The following is an 18,015-nucleotide window of genomic DNA, read 5'->3' as shown; positions in this document are numbered from 1 at the left end:
ATGGCATACCCAGGTTGTCAAATGACAACCCAGGCAATTCGACCTTGGGCAATGACCCTAGGCGATCCTGGCCATGCGTCCAGAGCCACATCCGTCAACGCCCGCCGCATCCCTTACCGCAGCGCGTCATGTAAACGGTTACATCACTTGCTAGCGTAGCGCTCGCCCGATCCCGGCCGAACCTGCGAGGCTGTCTGTAATGGCATTTCGCGTTGAACGCTCCACGGTCCTCAAGCTGCCCTCCTCTTTCCGCCCCACCGCGGTCCTGCTGTTTGTCGGGCTGGCCATGTCCGCGCATGCCCAGAACCTGCCAGCCCGCGACCAGTGGCAGGCCAGTGCGTCGTCGCAACAGGTTCCGGCGATGGCCATCAGCCACCTGATCGACAACGATCCGAAAACAGTGACCGGCGGTGCCTTCAGTCCGGGCCACTGGTTCCAGATCGACCTCGGCGCGCCAGCAATGCTGGCCGGCGCACGCCTCACCTGGGACGTCTCCAACCCGGAAGGCTATTCGCTGCAGACCTCGCTGGACGGCATGCAGTGGCAGACCGCCTACACCATGGCCGATTCGCTCGGCGGCATCGAAACGCTGTACTTCGCACCGCGCCAGGCCCGCTACCTGCGTCTGGCCAGCCCGCAGCGCACTTCTGACTGGGGCGTGTCCATCTTCGAAATGGAGCCGCTGGACACCACGCTCAGTGCGCGCGTGGCCGGACTCGATGCCACGCAGTCCGCGGCACTCTGGCAGGGCGGCAGTGCGGTGGCGATTCCCGCCGGCAAGGGCGGTACCCACACACTCGACATCGTTCTGCCGCGCGCGCAGTCCAGCACCGGGCTGGCGGTGGACTGGGCCAATGAGCACGGCGCTGCGCGCCTGCAGGCACGCGATGCCCAGGGCCGCTGGCACGAACTGGCCACGGATGCACAGGCGGCAACCCGGCAGCAGAGCTGGCTCGCGGCCAGCGCGCCGCTGGACCTGCAGGCACTGCGGCTGAACGTCGACGGCGATGCCCCCCAGGTGGCACGCATCCGCCTGCTCGGCCCGAAAGCCGTGATGACGCCGATGAAGCGCTACCAGATTGCCGCCAGCGGTGCGCAACGTTCCTTGTTCCCCGCCTCGCTGCAGATGCAGCAGACCTACTGGACCGCCGTGGGTGTGCACGCGGGCCGGCAGAAATCGATCTACGACGAGTACGGCAACATCGAGGCCTTCAAGGGCGCACCGCTGGTACAGCCGATCTGGCGCAATGCCGACGGCAGCGCAGCCGGGGCCGCCGGGCAGAAGGTGCAGCACGCGCTGCGCGACGGCTGGAAGCCAATGCCGTCTGCCACGTGGGCACCGCAGCCGGGACTGGAACTACGCAGCGAGGCCTTCGCCATCGAACGCGGCGGGCAACCGGTCACCCTGGTCCGCCACCGCCTGCGCAACACCGGCACCGCCACGATCGACGGCACGCTGACACTGGCGGTACGACCGATGCAGATGAACCCGCCGTGGCAGAACGGCGGGCTGTCGCCGATCCGCGAGGTCGCCGTCGAAGCCAACACGGTGCGCGTGAACGGCCGCACGCTGCTGCGCTCGCTCACGCCGGTGGATGCTGCCGGAGCCGCGCCGTTCGGCAACGAAGGTGCAACGGAAATCACCGCCGGCATCGCAGCCGGGCGTCTGCCTGCCGCTCAGCAGGCACGCGATGAGCAAGGACTGGCCGCGGCCGCGTTGAGCTACCGGATCCGCCTCGCCCCCGGTACCAGCGATGCGGTGGTCGTGGCGTTCCCACTCGGCACCGCCGCTGCCGATGCCAATGGCGTGCTGCCCGAAGCGCCTGCGCTTGACCTGACCACGCTGCCCCGTGATGCCAATGCGGCGTTCGAGACGCTGGCCACGCAGGCGTCCGCAGATTGGCAGGCGCGGCTGGGCCAGGTCGGCCTGCGCCTGCCCGATCCCTCGCTGGTCGACATGCTGCGCGCGCAGGCTGCCTACATGCTGATCAACCAGACCGGCCCGGCCATGCAGCCCGGCCCGCGCAACTACAACCGCTCCTTCATCCGCGATGGCATGGCCACCTCGGCGGTGCTGCTGCGCATGGGCGAAGCCAAGGTCGCGCGCGACTATCTGGCCTGGTACAGCGAACATGGCGTGCACGGCAACGGCCTGGTCTCGCCCATCCTCAACGGCGATGGCAGCGTCAACACCGGCTTCGGTTCGGATATCGAGTACGACAGCCAGGGCCAGTATGTGGCGCTGGTCGCCGACGTCGCCCGCCTCGATGGTGGTCCGGAGTCGGTGCGCGCGTACCTGCCGAAAGTGAAGGCCGCACTGCGCTTCCTGCAGGAACTGCGCGAGCGCACGCTGGTGCCCGGTTACAAGGCCGACCAGCCGGCGCCGGAGCGATTCGCGGGCATTCTTGCGCCGTCGATCAGCCATGAGGGCTATCCGTCGCCCACCCACAGCTACTGGGATGACTACTGGGGCCTGAAGGGCTGGCACGACGGTGCATGGCTGGCCGAATCGCTGGGTGACCACGAGACCGCACGCTGGGCGCGTGAGCAGTACAAGGCGCTGTACGACGCCCTGCATGCGTCGATCCGCGCAACGATGGCCTGGAAGGGCATCGACTTCATTCCTTCCTCCGCGGATCTGGGCGATGGTGATCCCACCGGCGTATCGATCGCACTGGATCCCACCGGCGCGCAGAGCGTGCTGCCGGCAGATGCGTTGCGGACCACCTTCGCCCGCTACCTGGACGACGTGCGCAAGCGCAGCCAGCCCGGTGCGCTGTATGCCTACACACCGTACGAGATCCGCAATGTGCTGAGCTATGTGCATCTTGGCCAGCCAGACGTGGCTGACGAGCTGTTGCAGGGCCTGCTTCACGATCGGCGCCCGCTTGAATGGCAGGTGCTGGCCGAAGTAGTGCATTCACGGCTGCGCTTCCCGCGCTACCTCGGCGACATGCCGCATACCTGGATCGGTGCCGAATACGGCCGCACGCTGTTCGGCATGTTGATGCGCGAGGACGATGACGCGTTGTCATTGCTGCCGGGCACACCGCCTTCGTGGGTGGCCGGCGATGGATTGGCGGTGGAGCGTCTGCCGACCGCGTATGGCACGTTGCAGATGCAGGCGCGGCAGCGCGACGGGCTGCTGACAGTGGTGATTGGCGAGGGGCTGCGCAAGGACACCGCCGTGCGCATGTGGTGGCCGAACCGGACCGCGCCGAAGTCTGTGCGCGTGGATGGACGCAGCGTTTCCGACTTCGATGCTGAAGGTGTTCGGCTGGCAAAGCCGTTCAAAACGCTGGAGGCGCGTTGGTAGAGCAGCCGAGCATGGCTCGGCTCTACAAAGGCAGCGGTAGCGCCGGGCCATGCCCGGCGTCATCTACAACGCCGGCAGGCCCGGCGGATTGGTCTGCGACTGCGGCACGGCCTCCTCGGCCACGTTCCAGCGCGCCAGCGCCTGGGCATAAGTGCCGCTGCTGATCTGGGTGTTCAACGCCTGGGTCACCGCATCGGCCAAGCCGCTGCCCTTGCGTGTGGTGACCGAAATCGCCGCGGCGTTCGGCCAGCCACCGGGGAACAGGCCCACACGCCGCACCTTGCCGTCGCGTGCCGAGTAAGCGCCGGTGGCATTGGGTTCGAACGACACATCGGCGCGCCCGGTGATCACCGCCAGCCGCCCGACCACGGCGTCATCGAAGTACTGGTATTCCACCGGCTTCAATCCAGCGGCGATGTTCTGCTGGTCCCACTGGCGCAGGATCTGGTCCTGGTTGGTGCTGGCACCGACCACCACCTTCAGCCCGGCCACGTCGGCCGGCTTTTCGATCTTCTGGATCGGGCCATCACTGCGCGTATAGATGCCGAGCAGATCGTAGCGGTAGCTGGAGAAGTCGAACTTCTTCTTGCGCTCTTCAGTGACGGTCACATTGGACAGCACCGCATCGTACTTGCCCGATTCCAGACCCAGCGGCCAGTCGGCCCAAGCCACCGGCACCACCACCAGTTTCAACCCCAGTCCATCGGCAATCAGGCGAGCGATATCCGGCTCCACGCCGACCACGTCCTTGCTGTCGGCGCCGTAGTCGGCCAAGGGCAGCTGACCGGGATGGGTGGCGATGGTGAACGCACCGGGCGTGACGAAGCGGTAGCCGGCCGGGATCAATGCCTGCGCCTTGGGATCGAGCGTTCCTTTCAGCAGCGCCGTATTCGCACCGGCAAGGCTGGTCGCGGCCACGACGCTCGCATCCGGTGCCTGGCGCACGCGCGAGTAGACGATGCCGGCAATGCCAATGACCAGCACGCCCACGATCAACAGGGTGCTGCGCGAGGGGCGACGCGGTGCGGCAGGGCTCATGGCGTTCCTTTCGGGGTTACAGTGTTTTGGCGAGGAAATCGGCCGTACGTTGCTGGCGCGGACGCTCGAACAGGGCTTCGGGCGTGCCCTGCTCGATCACCCGCCCCTGGTCCATCATCACCACGTGGTCGGCCACGCGGCGGGCGAAGCTCAGTTCGTGGGTGACAATCACCAGCGTGGTGCCGGAGCTTGCCAGCTCCTCGATCACGCTGAGCACCTCGGCCACCAGTTCCGGATCCAGTGCCGAAGTCGGTTCGTCGAACAGCAGCACCTTCGGCTGCAGCGCCAGTGCGCGGGCAATCGCAATGCGCTGCTGCTGGCCACCGGACAGCTGACGCGGGAAGGCATCGGCCTTGTCGGCCAGACCAACCCGTTCCAGCAGCGTGCGCGCCTGCTGCTCGGCCTGCGCGCGTGACACGCCACGCACCGCGATTGGCGCTTCGATGATGTTCTCCAGCGCGGTCAGGTGCGGGAACAGGTTGAAGCCCTGGAACACCATTCCCACCTCCGCACGACGGCGGCGGATCTCGCGTTCGGGCAGCTCGTACAGGGTGTCGCCATCGCGGCGGTAGCCGATCAGCTGCCCGCCGACGGTCACGTAACCGCTGACGGCACGTTCCAGGTGGTTGATCAGCCGCAGCAACGTGGACTTGCCAGCGCCGGACGGGCCGATCAGCACCGTCACGCTGCCAGCGCGCAGGTCCAGGTTCACGTCTTCCAGCACCGGCTGGTCGCCGAACACCTTGCCTACGCCATGCAGCGACACCGATGCCCCCTCGCCCGCTTCAACCTGCGCGGCGATGCGCGGGCGATTGACCACGCGCGGTGCAGCCTCACCTGTGGCGCGCGTCGGTGACGAGACACGCGATACCGAACGCTCGCGCTGCAGTTGGCCGCGCGCAAAGCGCTGCTCCACGCGCCGCTGCAGCAGCGACAGCACGGTCAGGATCACCAGGTACCAGACCGTGGCCACCATCAGCAGCGGCACCACTTCCAGGTTGCGTCGGTAGATCACCTGTACCGTGTAAAACAGCTCCGGCAGCGCCAGCACGTAGACCACCGACGTGCTCTTGGCCAGGCCGATCACATCGTTGAACGCTGCCGGCAGGATCGAGCGCATCGCCTGCGGCAGGATGATGCGGCGCACCTGGCGGCCACGTGGCAGGCCCAGCGCGGCCGCGGCCTCGTACTGGCCGTGGTCGACCGAAAGAATGCCGCCACGGATCACCTCGGCCGAGAACGCGGCCTGGTTCAGGGTCAGGCCCAGCACCGCGGCAGTGAACACACCGATCAACTGTGTGGTCGGGTACGAGAACAGGCTGATGCCGGTGAACGGAATCCCCAGTTCGATGGTGCTGTACAGATAGCCCAGGTTGTTCAGCAGCAGCAACAGCACCAGCAGCGGGATCGAGCGGAACAGCCACACATAGCCCCACGACACTGCCGACAGCAGCGGTGAACCAGAGACGCGGGCCAGCGCAAGCAGCGTGCCCAGCGCGAAGCCGAGGCCGGTGCCGAGCGCGGTCAGCAGCAGCGTGCGACCCAGGCCTTCCAGCACCGGGCGTGCGAAGAACCACTCCGCAAAGGTGCCCCAGCCCCAACGCGGATTGCCCAACACTGATTGCAGCCCGATCAGGATCAGCGCCAACGCCAGAAGGGTTCCGACCACCTGTAGTGGATGCCGGGCCGGCACGATCTTCAACGCCGGGGTTGGCGCCGGGCGTGTGGCAATTCCATCCAGCGCGGTCGAAGGCGTGCTCATGCGTGGGCTCCGTGCAGCACGGTCTGTGATGGCACGGCGGCTGGCGCCGATACGCCCAGGAGCTTCTCGAACGGCAAGTGGGCGATGGATTCCGGATCGGCCTCCAGATCGAACAGCGCGGTGTAGCCGTGGCTGAGGTACAGGCCGACGGCTTCAGGCTGGCGGAAGCCGGTGGTCAGGAACACCCGCCGGTATCCTTGCCGCGCTGCCTGGTCTTCCAGCTCCTGCAGCACGCGCCGCGCGATGCCCTGGCGGCGCAGCCCTGGCAATGTCCAGATGCGCTTGAACTCGGCGGTGTCCGCATCCCGGTGCGGCATGAAGGCACCGCCGGAGATCGCCACACCGTCGCGCAGCAGCAATACGAACGCCCCTACCGGCGCAGCAAAGGCCTGCGCCGGGTAGCGCTGCAGCTCCTCGCGGGCGCTGCCGCCGATGCGTCGGCGCACATCGGCGTAGCGGCTGTCGTACTCCTGTTCCAGTCCATCGAACAGTGGACGGGCCAGTGGATCGTCCACCGAGGTGTAGAGGAAGCGTTCGTTGCTGCTCATGCCACGTCCTTCACCAGATAGTCTTCGGCCAGCCGCGCCCACAGGCTGGCGGCGGGTGCGATGGCGGCGTCGTTGAATACATAGCGCGGGCTGTGCAGCGGTGCGCTGTCGCCGTTGCCGACGAACACGAAGCTGCCGGGCCGCGCCTGCAGCAGGAAGGCGAAATCCTCACTGGCAGTGCGCGGCGCGAATTCGGGCACCACGTGTTCGCTGCCGAAGCCCTGCACGGCCACCTCACGGATGTAGGCGGTCTGCTGAGGGTGGTTGATCACACTGGGGAAGCCGCGCGGGAACTCGATCTCGGCGCGCGCGCCGAACGCGGCGGCGGTCTGCTCGGCAATCTCGGTGACCCGACGCCGCAGCGTGTCGCGCACCTCCGGCAGATAGGCGCGCACGGTCAGCTTCAGCTCGACCACGTCTGGAATCACATTGGCGGCCTGCCCGCCATGAATCGAACCGACGGTGACCACGCCCATCTGCCGCGGATCGACATTACGCGACACCACGCTCTGCAGCGCGGTGACGATGTGCGCTGCCACCAGAATCGGGTCGACGCTTCCCTGTGGCTCGGCGCCGTGGCCGCCCTTGCCGATCACCTTCAACCGCGCCCAGTCCACCGACGCCATTGCCGGGCCATCGACAAAGCCGAAGTGCCCCACCGGCACGCCCGGCCAGTTGTGCAGGCCATAGATCGCATCCACCGGGAAGCGCTCGAACAGGCCATCGGCGATCATCTTCGAAGCGCCCGAACCGGTTTCCTCGGCCGGCTGGAACACCAGCTGCAGGGTGCCGTCGATGCGGCCGTGGTGGGCCAGGTAGTGCGCGGCGGACAGCAGGATTGCGGTATGCCCGTCGTGGCCGCAGGCATGCATCAGCCCCTCGTTCTGGCTGGCGTAGGCCAGGCCGGAGTCCTCATGGATCGGCAGTGCATCGATGTCGGCACGCAGCCCAAGGCGACGGCTCCCCTGCCCGCGCTGCAGCGTACCGACCACGCCGGTACCGCCGAGGCCGGTGGTCACCTCATAGCCCCACTGCTGCAGCAGCTCGGCCACGCGAGCGCTGGTGCGGTGTTCCCCGAAGGCCAGCTCCGGGTGGCGGTGCAGGTCATGGCGAATCGCGATGGCGGCCTCGGCGCGCGCCGCGATCTCCGGCAATACGCCCGTCGTTTGGGAATTCCGCCGGGCATGGCCCGGCGCTACCGCGTTTTCTCCGCTCATCGCCTTACCCTGCCTTCCGCGCCGGCTCGGCATCGGTCGCATGGCGGCTGGCCTTGTACGGCAGGCCCAGATGCTCGCGCAGGGTCTGCCCTTCCAGCTCGCGCTGGTGGTAGCCGCGCGCCTGCAGGATCGGCAGCACCTGGGTCACGAAATCGTCCAGGCCTTCGCGCTGTGCCGCGAAACCGAGGATGAAACCGTCGCTGGCACCGGCATCGAACCAGCGGATCAACTCGTCGGCCACATGCTCCGGCGTGCCGATGAAATTCGGTCGCGGGCTCACCGCTTCCAGTGCCACCTGGCGCAGGCTCAGGCCCTTCTCACGTGCATCCTGCTTGATGCGGTCGGTGGTGGAACGGAACGAATTGCTGCCGATGTCACCCAGCTCCGGGAACGGCGCGTCCGGATCGTACTGGCTGAAATCATGGTGGTCGAAGAAGCGCCCCAGGTACGCCAGCGCATCCTCCAGCGTGGCCAGTGCGGCGATGGCCTGGTACTTGGCTTCAGCCTCCTCGGCAGTGCGGCCGACGATGGGGCCGATACCCGGGAAGATCTTCACGTCATTGCCGCTGCGGCCGTGGGCGATCGCCGAGTTCTTCACCTTCTGGGTGAACGCGCGGGTCTCCTCCAGCGATGGCGAATGGGTGAACACCGCATCGGCGTACTTTCCGGCCAGCGCGATGCCATCGTCGGACGACCCGGCCTGGAAGATCACCGGCTGGCCTTGTGGGGATCGCTGGATGTTGAGCGGCCCTTCCACCTGGAAGAAGCGGCCCTTGTGGTCGAGGCGGCGGAACTTTTCCGGCGCGAAGAACGTGCCGCTGTCGCGCTCACGCACGAAGGCATCGTCATCCCAGGAATCCCACAGCCCTTGCACTACGTCCAGGTACTCGTCGGCGATCTGGTAACGCAGCGCGTGCTCCGGGTGCGGGCGGCCGTAGTTGCGGCCCGAGCCCTCCAGTGGCGAGGTCACTACGTTCCAACCGGCACGCCCGCCGCTAAGCAGATCCAGCGAGGCGAATTGGCGGGCCACGGTGAACGGATCGCTGTAGGAGGTCGACAGCGTGCCGGCCAAGCCGATCTTCTTTGTCGCCGTGGCCAGTGCCGATAGCAGCGAGATCGGCTCGAAGCGGTTGAGGAAATGCGGAATCGACTTCTCGTTGATGTACAGGCCGTCGGCCACGAAGCCGAAGGCGATGCCGTTGTCCTCGGCGGTACGCGCGATGTCGATGTAGAACTGCAGGTTGACGCTGGCATCGGCCGGATTGGAGGGATGCTTCCAGGCATGCATGTGGCTGCCAGGACCCTGCAGCATGATGCCGAACGGAATGTGGCGCGGGGTCGTGCTCATGGGAATCGCTCCTGCAGGTCAGGCCACCGCCGCGCGCGGCGCGGGCGACAGCAGTTCAAGGGATGTAAGACGCGCGTCGAGGTCGGCCACCGGCGCATCGAGAACGAACTCGCCCACGCCGAAGCGCCGGTGCAGCGCATCCAGTTCGTCACGCACGTGCTGCGCATCACCGGACAACACGCTCGGGCGTGTCTCCTCGATGCGGAAGTCAGCCACGCCCACCTGCCGCGCGTACTCGGCAGCCGCCTCGGGACTGGGCAGATTCACCGTCTGGCCGGGGCCGAGGTGCAGCTTGTAGACGCGCAGCGCGCCGATATGACGCGCTGCGGCTTCGGCAGTTGGTGCGGCGAAGGCCACCGTGGCCAGCAGCGGCGGCTGCTTTGAAACGTTGCGGTAGGCATCGAACGCGGCCTCGATATGCTTCGGGTCACCATCGAAGTGCGCGGCGTAGACGAAGCGCCAGCCCAGCTCGGCCGCCTGCTGCGCGCTCTGCGGGCTGGCCCCGAGCAGGAAGCGCTCCGGTGCCTGCTGCGGAACCGGCCGAGCCTGTGCCTCGGTGTCGGCCCCGGACAGATAGCCTTCCAGGTCACGCAGTTGCTGGTCGAAGTCGGCGAACGCCGGACGCCCGGCTGCCAGCGCGGCAGTCGAGGCCGGCAGGCCACCGGGGGCCTTGCCCACGCCCAGATCGACACGCCCCGGCGCCAGCGCCGACAGCAGGTTGAAGTTCTCCGCCACTTTGTAGGGCGCGTAGTGGCGCAGCATCACCCCACCACTGCCGATGCGGATGCGCCGGGTCTGCGCCAGCACCCACGCAGCCAGCACTTCCGGTGCGGGGCTGGCCAGCGTCGGTGCAGCGTGGTGCTCGGCAAACCAGTAGCGGTGGTAGCCCAGCTGTTCGGCGCGCTGCGCCAGCTGCAGGCTGTTGCGCAGCGCCTGCTCCGGCGAGGCACCTTCGGCCACCGGACTCTTGTCCAGCACACTGATCTGATAGCTCATGGTCGTGTCCTCGCTCAGGGGTGGGCCACGGGAATGCCGAGCAACCCGTTCAGCGCGGCCAGGATCGGCTCGGCACCGGAGATGTACTGGCGGTCCTGGTGCGCGCCACTGGCAAGCTCGCTGCGCACGCCCTGCGGCAGCACCAGCTTCGGCAGCGACTGGTCCTGCTCGCCGATCTCGGCAATCACCTCGCGGCGCGGCCGCGCGAAGCCGATGCGACGCACGTCCAGCTGCGCGTCCAGGCCATCGATGCTCGATAGCGCGCCCTCCAGCAACAGGCTGTGCCGGCAGAAAAAGCGCTGGCCGGGAATCTGGCCGTCCTCGAACTCACGGTCGAGCAGGAACAGGATGGGTTTGCTTGCTGCGTCGAAAGTCACAGGGGTCGTCCTCATCGGGGCCGGCAATGCGATGCCGCTTCGATATCGATGCTAGAGATGCCAGCAGCCGCAGCAGCGACGGCTGGCGACAATCGGCGGTCAGATCCGGCCACGCAGATGCGGCCTAGCCATAAGCAAAGCGCCGCCGGTTATGGCGTCAGGCAATACGTCGCAGCGGCGCCGCTACCGCCAGTGCCTGCGTGGCCAGATGCCCCGCTGCACGCTCGGTCGCCAGTTCGATGCGTGCCTGCAAGGCCGCACTGCTGATGTGCTCGCCCTCGAAGTCGGCCGGTGTGGCATACACCCCGATCGGCAGCGTGTGCGCCTGCAGGAAACTGAACAACGGTCGCAACTGGTGGTCGATCACCAGCGCATGGCGCTCGCTGCCTCCGGTTGCCGCCAGCAATACCGGCGTATCCACCAGCGCTTCCAGCTCGATGAAGTCGACCAGGTGCTTGAACAACCCGGGATACGAGCCGCGATACACCGGCGCGGCCACCACCAGCAGCTCCGCCGCTTCGATGGTCTGCAGTGCCCGTTCCACCGTCAGCTCCGCCTCGCCACGCGACAGCGACTGGCCCAGCGAACGCGCGATCGGCGCCAGCTCCACCAGTTCAACGCTGGCGTGCACCCGCTGCTGCAGCGAGTCCAGCAGATGCCGCGCCAGCAGCAACGTGCGCGACGTCGCCGAGCTGGTCGGCGACCCCACCAATGCAACCAACTTCAATGCAGAAGACATGAACTGCTCCCATGTAGAGTCGAGCCATGCTCGACTGCCCTTCGCCTTTTGTAGAGTCGAGCCATGCTCGACTACTCCAGATCAGAACCGGTAACTGACCCGGCCAAACCAATACGCACCCACATTGCCCAGCACATCACCGCTATCCCAGGTGGTTTCGATGCTCGCCACATCGGTGGCACTGCGCGCGTACTCCGGCACCTTGCGGGTGCGCTTGTCGAACACGTTGTTGATGCCCAGCGCCGCACTCCAGCCCGCGCCCAGCTCCACGCCACCGGACAGGTTGGTCACCAGCACCGGCGGCTGCTTGTACTCCACGCCGTTGTTCAGGCGCTTGATGGGGCCGTAGTAGGTGAAGTCCACGTTCGAGCGCCAGCGCCCGTTCTGCCAGCCCAGTCCCGCCACCTGCGTATAGCTGGGCGTGCGGAAGCGCAGCGCGTACTCGCTGGATTTGGTCAGCAGGTTGATGTTCGGCAGCCCCTGCAGCGCCGCCGGAATGTCGCTGACCTTCTGGATGGTGGTGCGGCCGACGTTGGCCGCGTAGCTCCAGCGCAGCTTGCCCCACGCCGTTTCCTGGTTCGCTTCCAGGGTCAGCTCCACACCGCGTGTGCGGGTATTGCCCACGTTGGTGAAATAGCTGGCATAGAACGCATCGCCCGGCAGGATGCTGATGCCGGCCGAACCCAGCAGCGCATCGATGGTGTTCTTCTGCGCCGCACTCAGCACCGTCCCGCTGTTGTCGGTGATGCGCGCCGGATCCTGCGCGTTGTAGCCGATCTGGCTGGACTGGCCGAGCTGGCCGCGGATGTCGATCTGATAGGCATCCACCGCCAGATGGAACGCCGGGCTCGGGTCCCAGGTCACGCCCAGGCTGTAGTTGGTGGCCTTCTCCGGCTTCAGCGGCGTGGCACCCAACGCAATCGCCGCCGGCGAAGATACTTGCGCCACCAGCGTGGTCCCGCACGGGCAACTGCCGGTGGCCTGGTAGAACTGCGCGCCCAGGCTGGGCGCATGGAAGCCGTTGCTGACCGTAGCACGCACACCCAGCGCGTCGGTGAAGTCGAAGCGCGTGGTCAGGCGGCCGGTGGAGACACTGCCGAAATCGGAATGGTCTTCCCAGCGCGCGGCCGCATCCAGGTACCAGCGTGAGGTGATGTTGGTGGCCGCACCCACGTACACCGCCTTGCTGTTGCGGGTCGCCTTCACCGCGTCCGCAGTGGAATAGCCGACGAAGGCCGCCGCACCGAAGCCGGTATACGACTCCCACTGCCCTGCCCCGCGCTCATACTGCTCATGCTGGTACTCGGCGCCGGCGCTGACCTCCAGCGGCGAAGCGAATGCCGCCACCTCGAAGCCGCGACGCAGGTCCAGGTTGGCGATGCCTTGCTGGTAATCCAGCTTGCCGTCATAGAAGTCGGTGGGCGAACCGGGATACGGCAGCGAGTAGTTCACCGAGTTGCGCGTATAGGTGCGCACGGTGCTGCGGTTGCCGGTCAGGCTGGCGTCGTAGTCCCAGCCAGCGATCTGGCCTTTTACCCCGGCCGTACCGGTGTACTGCTTTTCCTTGGTTTCCAGCACCGGCAGGAAGCCATCCGGAAACACGCTCAGCACGCCGGGTGCCTTGTAGGTAGTGAAGATGGTCGCCGGCAGGCGGAAGTTCTGGATTGCCTGCGCGGTGCGATCGCTGGCCGTGGCGTTGGCATAGAACTGCGCGCTCTCGCCCAGGCCATGGCCCACGTTCACCGCGAAGGCCTTCAGCGCATACGACGGCGAGCTGAGAATGGTGTTGGCCTCGGCATTGCGGCTGGCCTCGGCCGGATTCGGTGCGGCACCTGCAGGCAGTCGATTGTTCGGCCGCAGCGCCACCAGATTGCCGCTGCCATCCACTGCCGGGTAACTCAGGTAGCCATCGATGTAGCGACGGGTACGGATCGCATGATGCTGGCGGGTGGTCTCGCCGGACAGGTTGATGAAGCCATCCTCGCCCCACGGCAGGCCGACGTTGGCGCGCACGCTGGTTCGCGAACCATCACCATCGGTGCTCTGCCCGCTCTCCACCGACACATCGCCACCGTGCGCCTGCGACTTCAGGATCACGTTGACCACGCCAGTGATCGCGTCCGAGCCGTAGATGGCGGAGGCACCATCACGCAGCACTTCCACATGGTCGATGGCCGAGACCGGAATCAACGCCAGGTCCGCCCACGCATGGCCGGGGAAGCCGCCCCCATTGGCACCGCTCACATAGGCGCTGGCATTGCGGCGCTTGCCGTTGACCAGTACCAGCGTGTAGCCCGGCGACAGGTTGCGCAGCTGATAGCCGCGGATCAGGCTCTCCTGATCGCTCTGGTAGCCGCCGATCTGGCTCAGCGACGGCAGGCTGCGCTGCAGGGCTTCGAGCAGATTGCCCTGGCCGGTGGCGGCGAGGTCTTCGGCGGAAATCACATCGATCGGTGTGGAGCTGTTCTTCACCGTGCGCGTGCTGGTACGTGAACCGGTGACCACCACCGCATCCAGCGTGGAGGCCGCCACATTGGCGGTGGTTGCAGTGGTGGCAGGGTCTGCATCGGCTTCCGCTGCATGGCTGGGCGATGCAGCAAGGACGGCCGCGATCAGGACGGCAAGAGTGTTAAAGGCTGGGGCGTAGGCGGCAGGCATGGGGGCTCGTGGGGGTGGGCCGGAAACACGCTTCCATTCAAGGGCCTGTTCACCCACGGCGACAGGCGGGATCGCGTCACCCAACCGTCATATCCGGCCACCCACATGACCGCTGGTAATGACGTTAGGCGGCCTGCGCACACGGGGTCGGATCCCTTTCCAAAGGAAAGGGCTCTGACCCCAGGCACTCATCCCTCCACGGGGTCAGAGCCCTTCCTGCGGAAGGGATCCGACCCCGGCCTCCATATGCCCACCCGGCATCACCTCATGCCCGCCCACCACGCAGCGCCACGCACCGCTACCCGTAGCATCAAGCCATGCCCAGCCCACCCGCCGATCCCACCGCGCCGCTCGTCGCCATCGTTGCCTGCCACGGCCAGGGGCTGTTCGAGTTCGGCTGTGCGGTGGGCCTGTTCGCGCCGATAAGGCCCGAGTTGGGCGTGGCCTGGTACCGCACCCAGCTGTGCGCGGGCGAGCCCGGCGCACTGCGCATGCTCGGCAACACCCAGGTGCAGCTGCCCTACGATCTCGGCACCGTTGATGACGCCGACGTCATCGTCATCCCCGGTTGGCGCGAACCCAGCGAACGTCCTCCGCAGGCCCTGCTCGATGCACTCATCCGTGCCCACGCACGTGGCGCACGCATCGCCTCGATCTGCTCCGGTGCCTTCGTGCTGGCCTGGGCCGGGCTGCTCGACGGCCGCCAGGCCACCACCCACTGGCGCCTCACCGAAGCGCTCGCGCGCGAGTTCCCGCGCATCGACGTGCGCGAGGATGTGCTGTATGTGGACACCGGCAGCATCATCACTTCGGCCGGCTCGGCCACCGGCATGGACATGATGCTGCACATGGTGCGCAAGGATTACGGCGCGCGCGTGGCCAACCTGGTGGCCGAACGGCTGGTGTTGGCACCGTGGCGTGATGCCGGGCGCAGCCAGCGCGTCAGCCGCGCCATTCCCCATGGTGAGCCCTCGCGCCTGGCAAAACTGATGGAATGGATGCGCCGCAACCTGCGCGAACCTCATTCGCTTGGCAGCCTCGCCGAGCAGGCCGCACTCAGCCAACGCACGCTGCAACGTCAATTCCTGGAAGCCACCGGCCTGTCGCCCATCGATTGGCTGATCCGCGAGCGCGTGGCCTTCGCGCGTGAGCTGCTGGAAACCACCGACCGGCCACTGCAGTGGATTGCCGAGCAGGCCGGCTTTGGTTCGCAGGAGTCGTTCCGCCGCCATTTCCGTGGTCAGGTCGATGCCAGCCCTACCGAGTACCGCAGCCAGCATCGCAACGGCATCAGTGCGGACCGCCTGGTCGGCTGCTGAGCCCCGGGTAATGCCGGCCTCTGGCCGGCAGGCAAGGCCCCCCGCCCTCTTCGTCGACGACTTTCCACGCCATCACCACCACTGCACTATAGGGGCATGCCCCGCACTGCCGACGGACCGGTGATGAGCGACAGCCCCTACAGGACCTACCGCGTTGGAATCGGCGTATCGCTGCTGTTGGCGGCACTGATCGCCACGCTCTCGTTGATTGCCGTGGCCAGCCCCAACCTGGGTTGGGGCGTCGTGGCGCTGGCCACCATCGCGATCTGGGCCGGCGTCCCGCTGCTGCTGGTGCTTCTGCTGGCCTGGCTGCGCTACATGGTGCGTCAGCACGGGCAGGTGCCGGGCCGCATACACGTGCTGATGTTCGTGCCAACCGCCGCCGCCATGCTCATCATTCCACTGTGGCACTTCCTGCAAGGCAGTGTGGACAGCCTGGCCGGCGGCTCACGCGCATCCATCGCCGAGCTGCACGTCAACCTCAACGGGCAACCCCTTTGGCTGGACACCTCGCCGTATGCATCCACCGGTTCTGGCGCTGGCCCGGACCTGCCCATGCAGGGCGAAACGCCCCAGCGCTTCCTGGCCTTCCACCGCTACCCCAACCCGCAGTCCGACGCAGACAGGGCCTTCCCGTATGAAGATGCGCGCCTGAAGCCCTCCGTCGACCACTACCGCTACGCCACACCGTCTGGAGATCGCGCCGTCACCGATGTGCCGCTGGTCCGTCGGCCGTATCCCGATCTTGCACCGTTCAATGCGGCCTGGCGACGCGCGGGTACACCCGAGCTCGTGCATATCTACTACCACTACAGCGATCACGTAGAGGTCGCGCCCGCGCTCGCACGCCTCAGTGGCTTCACCACCGATGATCTGGAGCGCAGCCGCTTCGAAGGCCTGACGCTGTTCAAGATCCACAACTACGGCAGTGCGCCCATCCTGCGGATGGAAGTCAATGGCCTCACACTGGACATCGGCGACGGGGCCATCGCGAACATCCCGGAAGCGCCCCGGGATTGCACGGCCTACGGCTACCCGGTCAGCCCCGCGCTGTTGCCGCTCAACCTGCCCCTGCAGGTGCGCTGGCAGACTGCAGACGCGCCGACGCGGTGGCACAGCGCGCGCGTGCAGGTGCCCGCGTTCCGGCAGCCGCAGCCACTGCAGGGACAATCCACGTTGCAGCGCGTCCTGCTGTACATGCTGCCCGATGACGCGCTGGCCGCCGAACGCTACGCCGAGGTCTTTGACGGCGATTCGCGGCGCGGCATCAAAGCCACCGGCTTGCCGGCCAGTGCTGCGGCCCACGCGCGATGTGGCAGCGCCCGCGCCACCTACGGTGAAGGTGCCGACACCGTGCTGGCTGACTGAGGGTCGGCGCCGGCGCTGTCAGCCACGCGCACGTACGCTGCGCTCATGAATCATCCAGCACTGCGCCAGAAAGCCGATCGCAAACATCACCGCACATCCGAGCAGCGTCTGCTGTATCACCGGCGCCAGCGGTGCGGCGGCAACAGGGTGGCCCACCGGCAACCGCGTCAGCGTTTCGTTCACACCCGGCACCAGCGACAGCAAGAAGCTGAAGGACAACGCGAACGTCGACAGATAGCGCGCCGAGCGTCCCAGCCAGCGTAGGCGTGCCGCCAGAACACCGCCGAACGCCACCAGCAGCACGATCACGCCGAAGGCATGGCCTGGATTGAGCCCGCCTGTGCTGGAGACGGTGAACGAGGTCGCCACCGACAGCACCAGGCCAATCAGATAAACCTTGCCCGAGCGCGTGCCGGGGTCGATTGCCCGGTGGCGGATGAAGCCGTACAGGCCGGCCAGGATCGGCACCAGGCTGATGGCGGTATGGATCGCTCCGAGAAGGGAAAGGGGATGGGCCATGGCTATCTCCGTTGTTGAATTAAACCTACTAGTAGGTAGGCAGGCAAACCAAAAAAAGCCCGCGTAACCGCAGGCCCATCACACAAACGTCAGGCGGCCGCGCTCACCCGCGCGATGGCCAGCCGGGCCAGCGTCGCGAACGTGGCCGCATCACCGAAGCCGCGCGCAGCCAGCATGGCGCCATGCACCGATGACATGAACGCCTTGGCCTCGTCCGCAGCCGACCCCTGCAGTCGCAACTGGCCCTGCGCGGCGCCCTTCTCCAGCGTCACGGTCAACCACCCGCTCAGATCCTCGAAGTGACCGCGTACTTCATCGGCAATCTCCGCAGGGATCATCGGCGCCTCTGCCGCCAGCATCGCGCAGATGCAGAACGACGACGTGCCACCCGCGATGCAGCTGGACCAATAGTCCACATAGGCGTTGAGCTCCTGCAGCGGGTCATCCAGCTGCCGGTCCAGCAGTGCCAGGCCCTCGCGTGCCTCAGCCCGATACAGCTCAACCACCGTGCGCACCAGGTCCGCCTTGCTGGGGAAATGGTGATGGATGCTGGCCTTGCTGATGTTCACCCGTGCCGACACGTCGGCATAGCTGAAACCGTTGTAGCCACCAGCTTCCAGCAGCGAGCGGGCGTGGGCCAGGATTTCCTGGGCCTTGGGCGAGAGCGACTCTTTCATGGCAATTAACCTACTAGTAGGTAGACTCCCTGTCAATCCCCTCCGCTGGGCTCGCCGGGCATGGCCCGGCGCTACCGGGGAAACCCGTTTCAGGTAGCGCCGGGCCATGCCCGGCGAGTGCAATGGCGGGCTC

Annotated in this window: 14 protein-coding genes; 3 read left to right on the top strand and 11 right to left on the bottom strand. The window is 66.8% G+C overall.

The window, feature by feature from the left end; genetic code table 11:
* Nucleotides 1-199: 199 nt before the first annotated feature.
* Nucleotides 200-3,316 (top strand): discoidin domain-containing protein, encoded by a 3,117-nt coding sequence (locus tag SMAL_RS08730; RefSeq protein ID WP_012510836.1) that lies wholly within the window; start codon nucleotides 200-202, stop codon nucleotides 3,314-3,316.
* Between the two features lie 63 nt (nucleotides 3,317-3,379).
* On the opposite strand, the gene SMAL_RS08725 is transcribed toward SMAL_RS08730, so the two are convergent.
* From SMAL_RS08725 to SMAL_RS08680, 9 genes are all read right to left on the bottom strand, one after another.
* A complete protein-coding gene (locus SMAL_RS08725; RefSeq protein WP_012510835.1) occupies nucleotides 3,380-4,354 on the bottom strand; it encodes an ABC transporter substrate-binding protein in 975 nt (324 codons plus the stop codon).
* A gap of 16 nt (nucleotides 4,355-4,370) precedes the next feature.
* Entirely contained in the window at nucleotides 4,371-6,116 is a 1,746-nt protein-coding gene (locus SMAL_RS21260) for an amino acid ABC transporter permease/ATP-binding protein (protein ID WP_012510834.1), read from the bottom strand.
* A complete protein-coding gene (locus SMAL_RS08710) occupies nucleotides 6,113-6,664 on the bottom strand; it encodes a GNAT family N-acetyltransferase (protein ID WP_012510833.1) in 552 nt (183 codons plus the stop codon). The genes SMAL_RS21260 and SMAL_RS08710 overlap by 4 nt, the downstream gene beginning before the upstream one ends.
* Entirely contained in the window at nucleotides 6,661-7,881 is a 1,221-nt protein-coding gene (locus SMAL_RS08705; protein ID WP_012510832.1) for a M20 aminoacylase family protein, read from the bottom strand. The genes SMAL_RS08710 and SMAL_RS08705 overlap by 4 nt, the downstream gene beginning before the upstream one ends.
* Nucleotides 7,882-7,885: 4 nt before the next feature.
* Complete coding sequence (locus SMAL_RS08700) at nucleotides 7,886-9,229, bottom strand: LLM class flavin-dependent oxidoreductase (protein WP_012510831.1); 1,344 nt, start codon at nucleotides 9,227-9,229, stop codon at nucleotides 7,886-7,888.
* Nucleotides 9,230-9,247: 18 nt separating this feature from the next.
* Complete coding sequence (locus tag SMAL_RS08695) at nucleotides 9,248-10,225, bottom strand: MsnO8 family LLM class oxidoreductase (RefSeq protein ID WP_006362431.1); 978 nt, start codon at nucleotides 10,223-10,225, stop codon at nucleotides 9,248-9,250.
* 14 nt (nucleotides 10,226-10,239) lie between these two features.
* A complete protein-coding gene (locus SMAL_RS08690) occupies nucleotides 10,240-10,617 on the bottom strand; it encodes a DUF3088 family protein (RefSeq protein WP_219626372.1) in 378 nt (125 codons plus the stop codon).
* 142 nt (nucleotides 10,618-10,759) lie between these two features.
* The gene (gene msuE / locus SMAL_RS08685; protein ID WP_012510829.1) at nucleotides 10,760-11,341 is read right to left on the bottom strand and encodes an FMN reductase; all 582 of its coding nucleotides are present in this window, start codon (nucleotides 11,339-11,341) and stop codon (nucleotides 10,760-10,762) included.
* An 81-nt stretch (nucleotides 11,342-11,422) separates the two neighbouring features.
* On the bottom strand, nucleotides 11,423-13,999 hold the full coding sequence (locus SMAL_RS08680; RefSeq protein ID WP_012510828.1) for a TonB-dependent receptor plug domain-containing protein: 2,577 nt from the start codon (nucleotides 13,997-13,999) through the stop codon (nucleotides 11,423-11,425).
* 317 nt (nucleotides 14,000-14,316) lie between these two features.
* Between SMAL_RS08680 and ftrA the strand changes: the two genes are divergently transcribed.
* Both ftrA and SMAL_RS08670 read left to right on the top strand, forming a co-directional pair.
* The gene (ftrA, locus tag SMAL_RS08675; RefSeq protein ID WP_012510827.1) at nucleotides 14,317-15,318 is read left to right on the top strand and encodes a transcriptional regulator FtrA; all 1,002 of its coding nucleotides are present in this window, start codon (nucleotides 14,317-14,319) and stop codon (nucleotides 15,316-15,318) included.
* Between the two features lie 123 nt (nucleotides 15,319-15,441).
* The gene (locus SMAL_RS08670; RefSeq protein ID WP_012510826.1) at nucleotides 15,442-16,686 is read left to right on the top strand and encodes a hypothetical protein; all 1,245 of its coding nucleotides are present in this window, start codon (nucleotides 15,442-15,444) and stop codon (nucleotides 16,684-16,686) included.
* Nucleotides 16,687-16,704: 18 nt separating this feature from the next.
* On the opposite strand, the gene SMAL_RS08665 is transcribed toward SMAL_RS08670, so the two are convergent.
* Together SMAL_RS08665 and SMAL_RS08660 are read right to left on the bottom strand one after the other, a co-directional pair.
* Nucleotides 16,705-17,205, bottom strand: coding sequence for a hypothetical protein (locus tag SMAL_RS08665; RefSeq protein WP_012510825.1), 501 nt, complete (start codon nucleotides 17,203-17,205; stop codon nucleotides 16,705-16,707).
* Nucleotides 17,206-17,294: 89 nt separating this feature from the next.
* A complete protein-coding gene (locus tag SMAL_RS08660; protein WP_012510824.1) occupies nucleotides 17,295-17,882 on the bottom strand; it encodes a TetR/AcrR family transcriptional regulator in 588 nt (195 codons plus the stop codon).
* Nucleotides 17,883-18,015 lie beyond the last annotated feature (133 nt).

The organism is Stenotrophomonas maltophilia R551-3, from assembly GCF_000020665.1.
GTDB classification, from domain to species: domain Bacteria; phylum Pseudomonadota; class Gammaproteobacteria; order Xanthomonadales; family Xanthomonadaceae; genus Stenotrophomonas; species Stenotrophomonas maltophilia_L.
Note: the sequence above shows the minus strand (reverse complement) of the source record. Positions and strands in the feature narration are given on the sequence as shown.

What these genes read in the sequence shown, in the direction of transcription:
- SMAL_RS08730 (WP_012510836.1), top strand. Translation starts at nt 200, where the DNA reads ATGGCATTTCGCGTTGAACGCTCCACGGTCCTCAAGCTGCCCTCCTCT.
- SMAL_RS08725 (WP_012510835.1), bottom strand. Translation starts at nt 4,354, where the DNA reads ATGAGCCCTGCCGCACCGCGTCGCCCCTCGCGCAGCACCCTGTTGATC.
- SMAL_RS21260 (WP_012510834.1), bottom strand. Translation starts at nt 6,116, where the DNA reads ATGAGCACGCCTTCGACCGCGCTGGATGGAATTGCCACACGCCCGGCG.
- SMAL_RS08710 (WP_012510833.1), bottom strand. Translation starts at nt 6,664, where the DNA reads ATGAGCAGCAACGAACGCTTCCTCTACACCTCGGTGGACGATCCACTG.
- SMAL_RS08705 (WP_012510832.1), bottom strand. Translation starts at nt 7,881, where the DNA reads ATGAGCGGAGAAAACGCGGTAGCGCCGGGCCATGCCCGGCGGAATTCC.
- SMAL_RS08700 (WP_012510831.1), bottom strand. Translation starts at nt 9,229, where the DNA reads ATGAGCACGACCCCGCGCCACATTCCGTTCGGCATCATGCTGCAGGGT.
- SMAL_RS08695 (WP_006362431.1), bottom strand. Translation starts at nt 10,225, where the DNA reads ATGAGCTATCAGATCAGTGTGCTGGACAAGAGTCCGGTGGCCGAAGGT.
- SMAL_RS08690 (WP_219626372.1), bottom strand. Translation starts at nt 10,617, where the DNA reads ATGAGGACGACCCCTGTGACTTTCGACGCAGCAAGCAAACCCATCCTG.
- msuE (WP_012510829.1), bottom strand. Translation starts at nt 11,341, where the DNA reads ATGTCTTCTGCATTGAAGTTGGTTGCATTGGTGGGGTCGCCGACCAGC.
- SMAL_RS08680 (WP_012510828.1), bottom strand. Translation starts at nt 13,999, where the DNA reads ATGCCTGCCGCCTACGCCCCAGCCTTTAACACTCTTGCCGTCCTGATC.
- ftrA (WP_012510827.1), top strand. Translation starts at nt 14,317, where the DNA reads ATGCCCAGCCCACCCGCCGATCCCACCGCGCCGCTCGTCGCCATCGTT.
- SMAL_RS08670 (WP_012510826.1), top strand. Translation starts at nt 15,442, where the DNA reads ATGAGCGACAGCCCCTACAGGACCTACCGCGTTGGAATCGGCGTATCG.
- SMAL_RS08665 (WP_012510825.1), bottom strand. Translation starts at nt 17,205, where the DNA reads ATGGCCCATCCCCTTTCCCTTCTCGGAGCGATCCATACCGCCATCAGC.
- SMAL_RS08660 (WP_012510824.1), bottom strand. Translation starts at nt 17,882, where the DNA reads ATGAAAGAGTCGCTCTCGCCCAAGGCCCAGGAAATCCTGGCCCACGCC.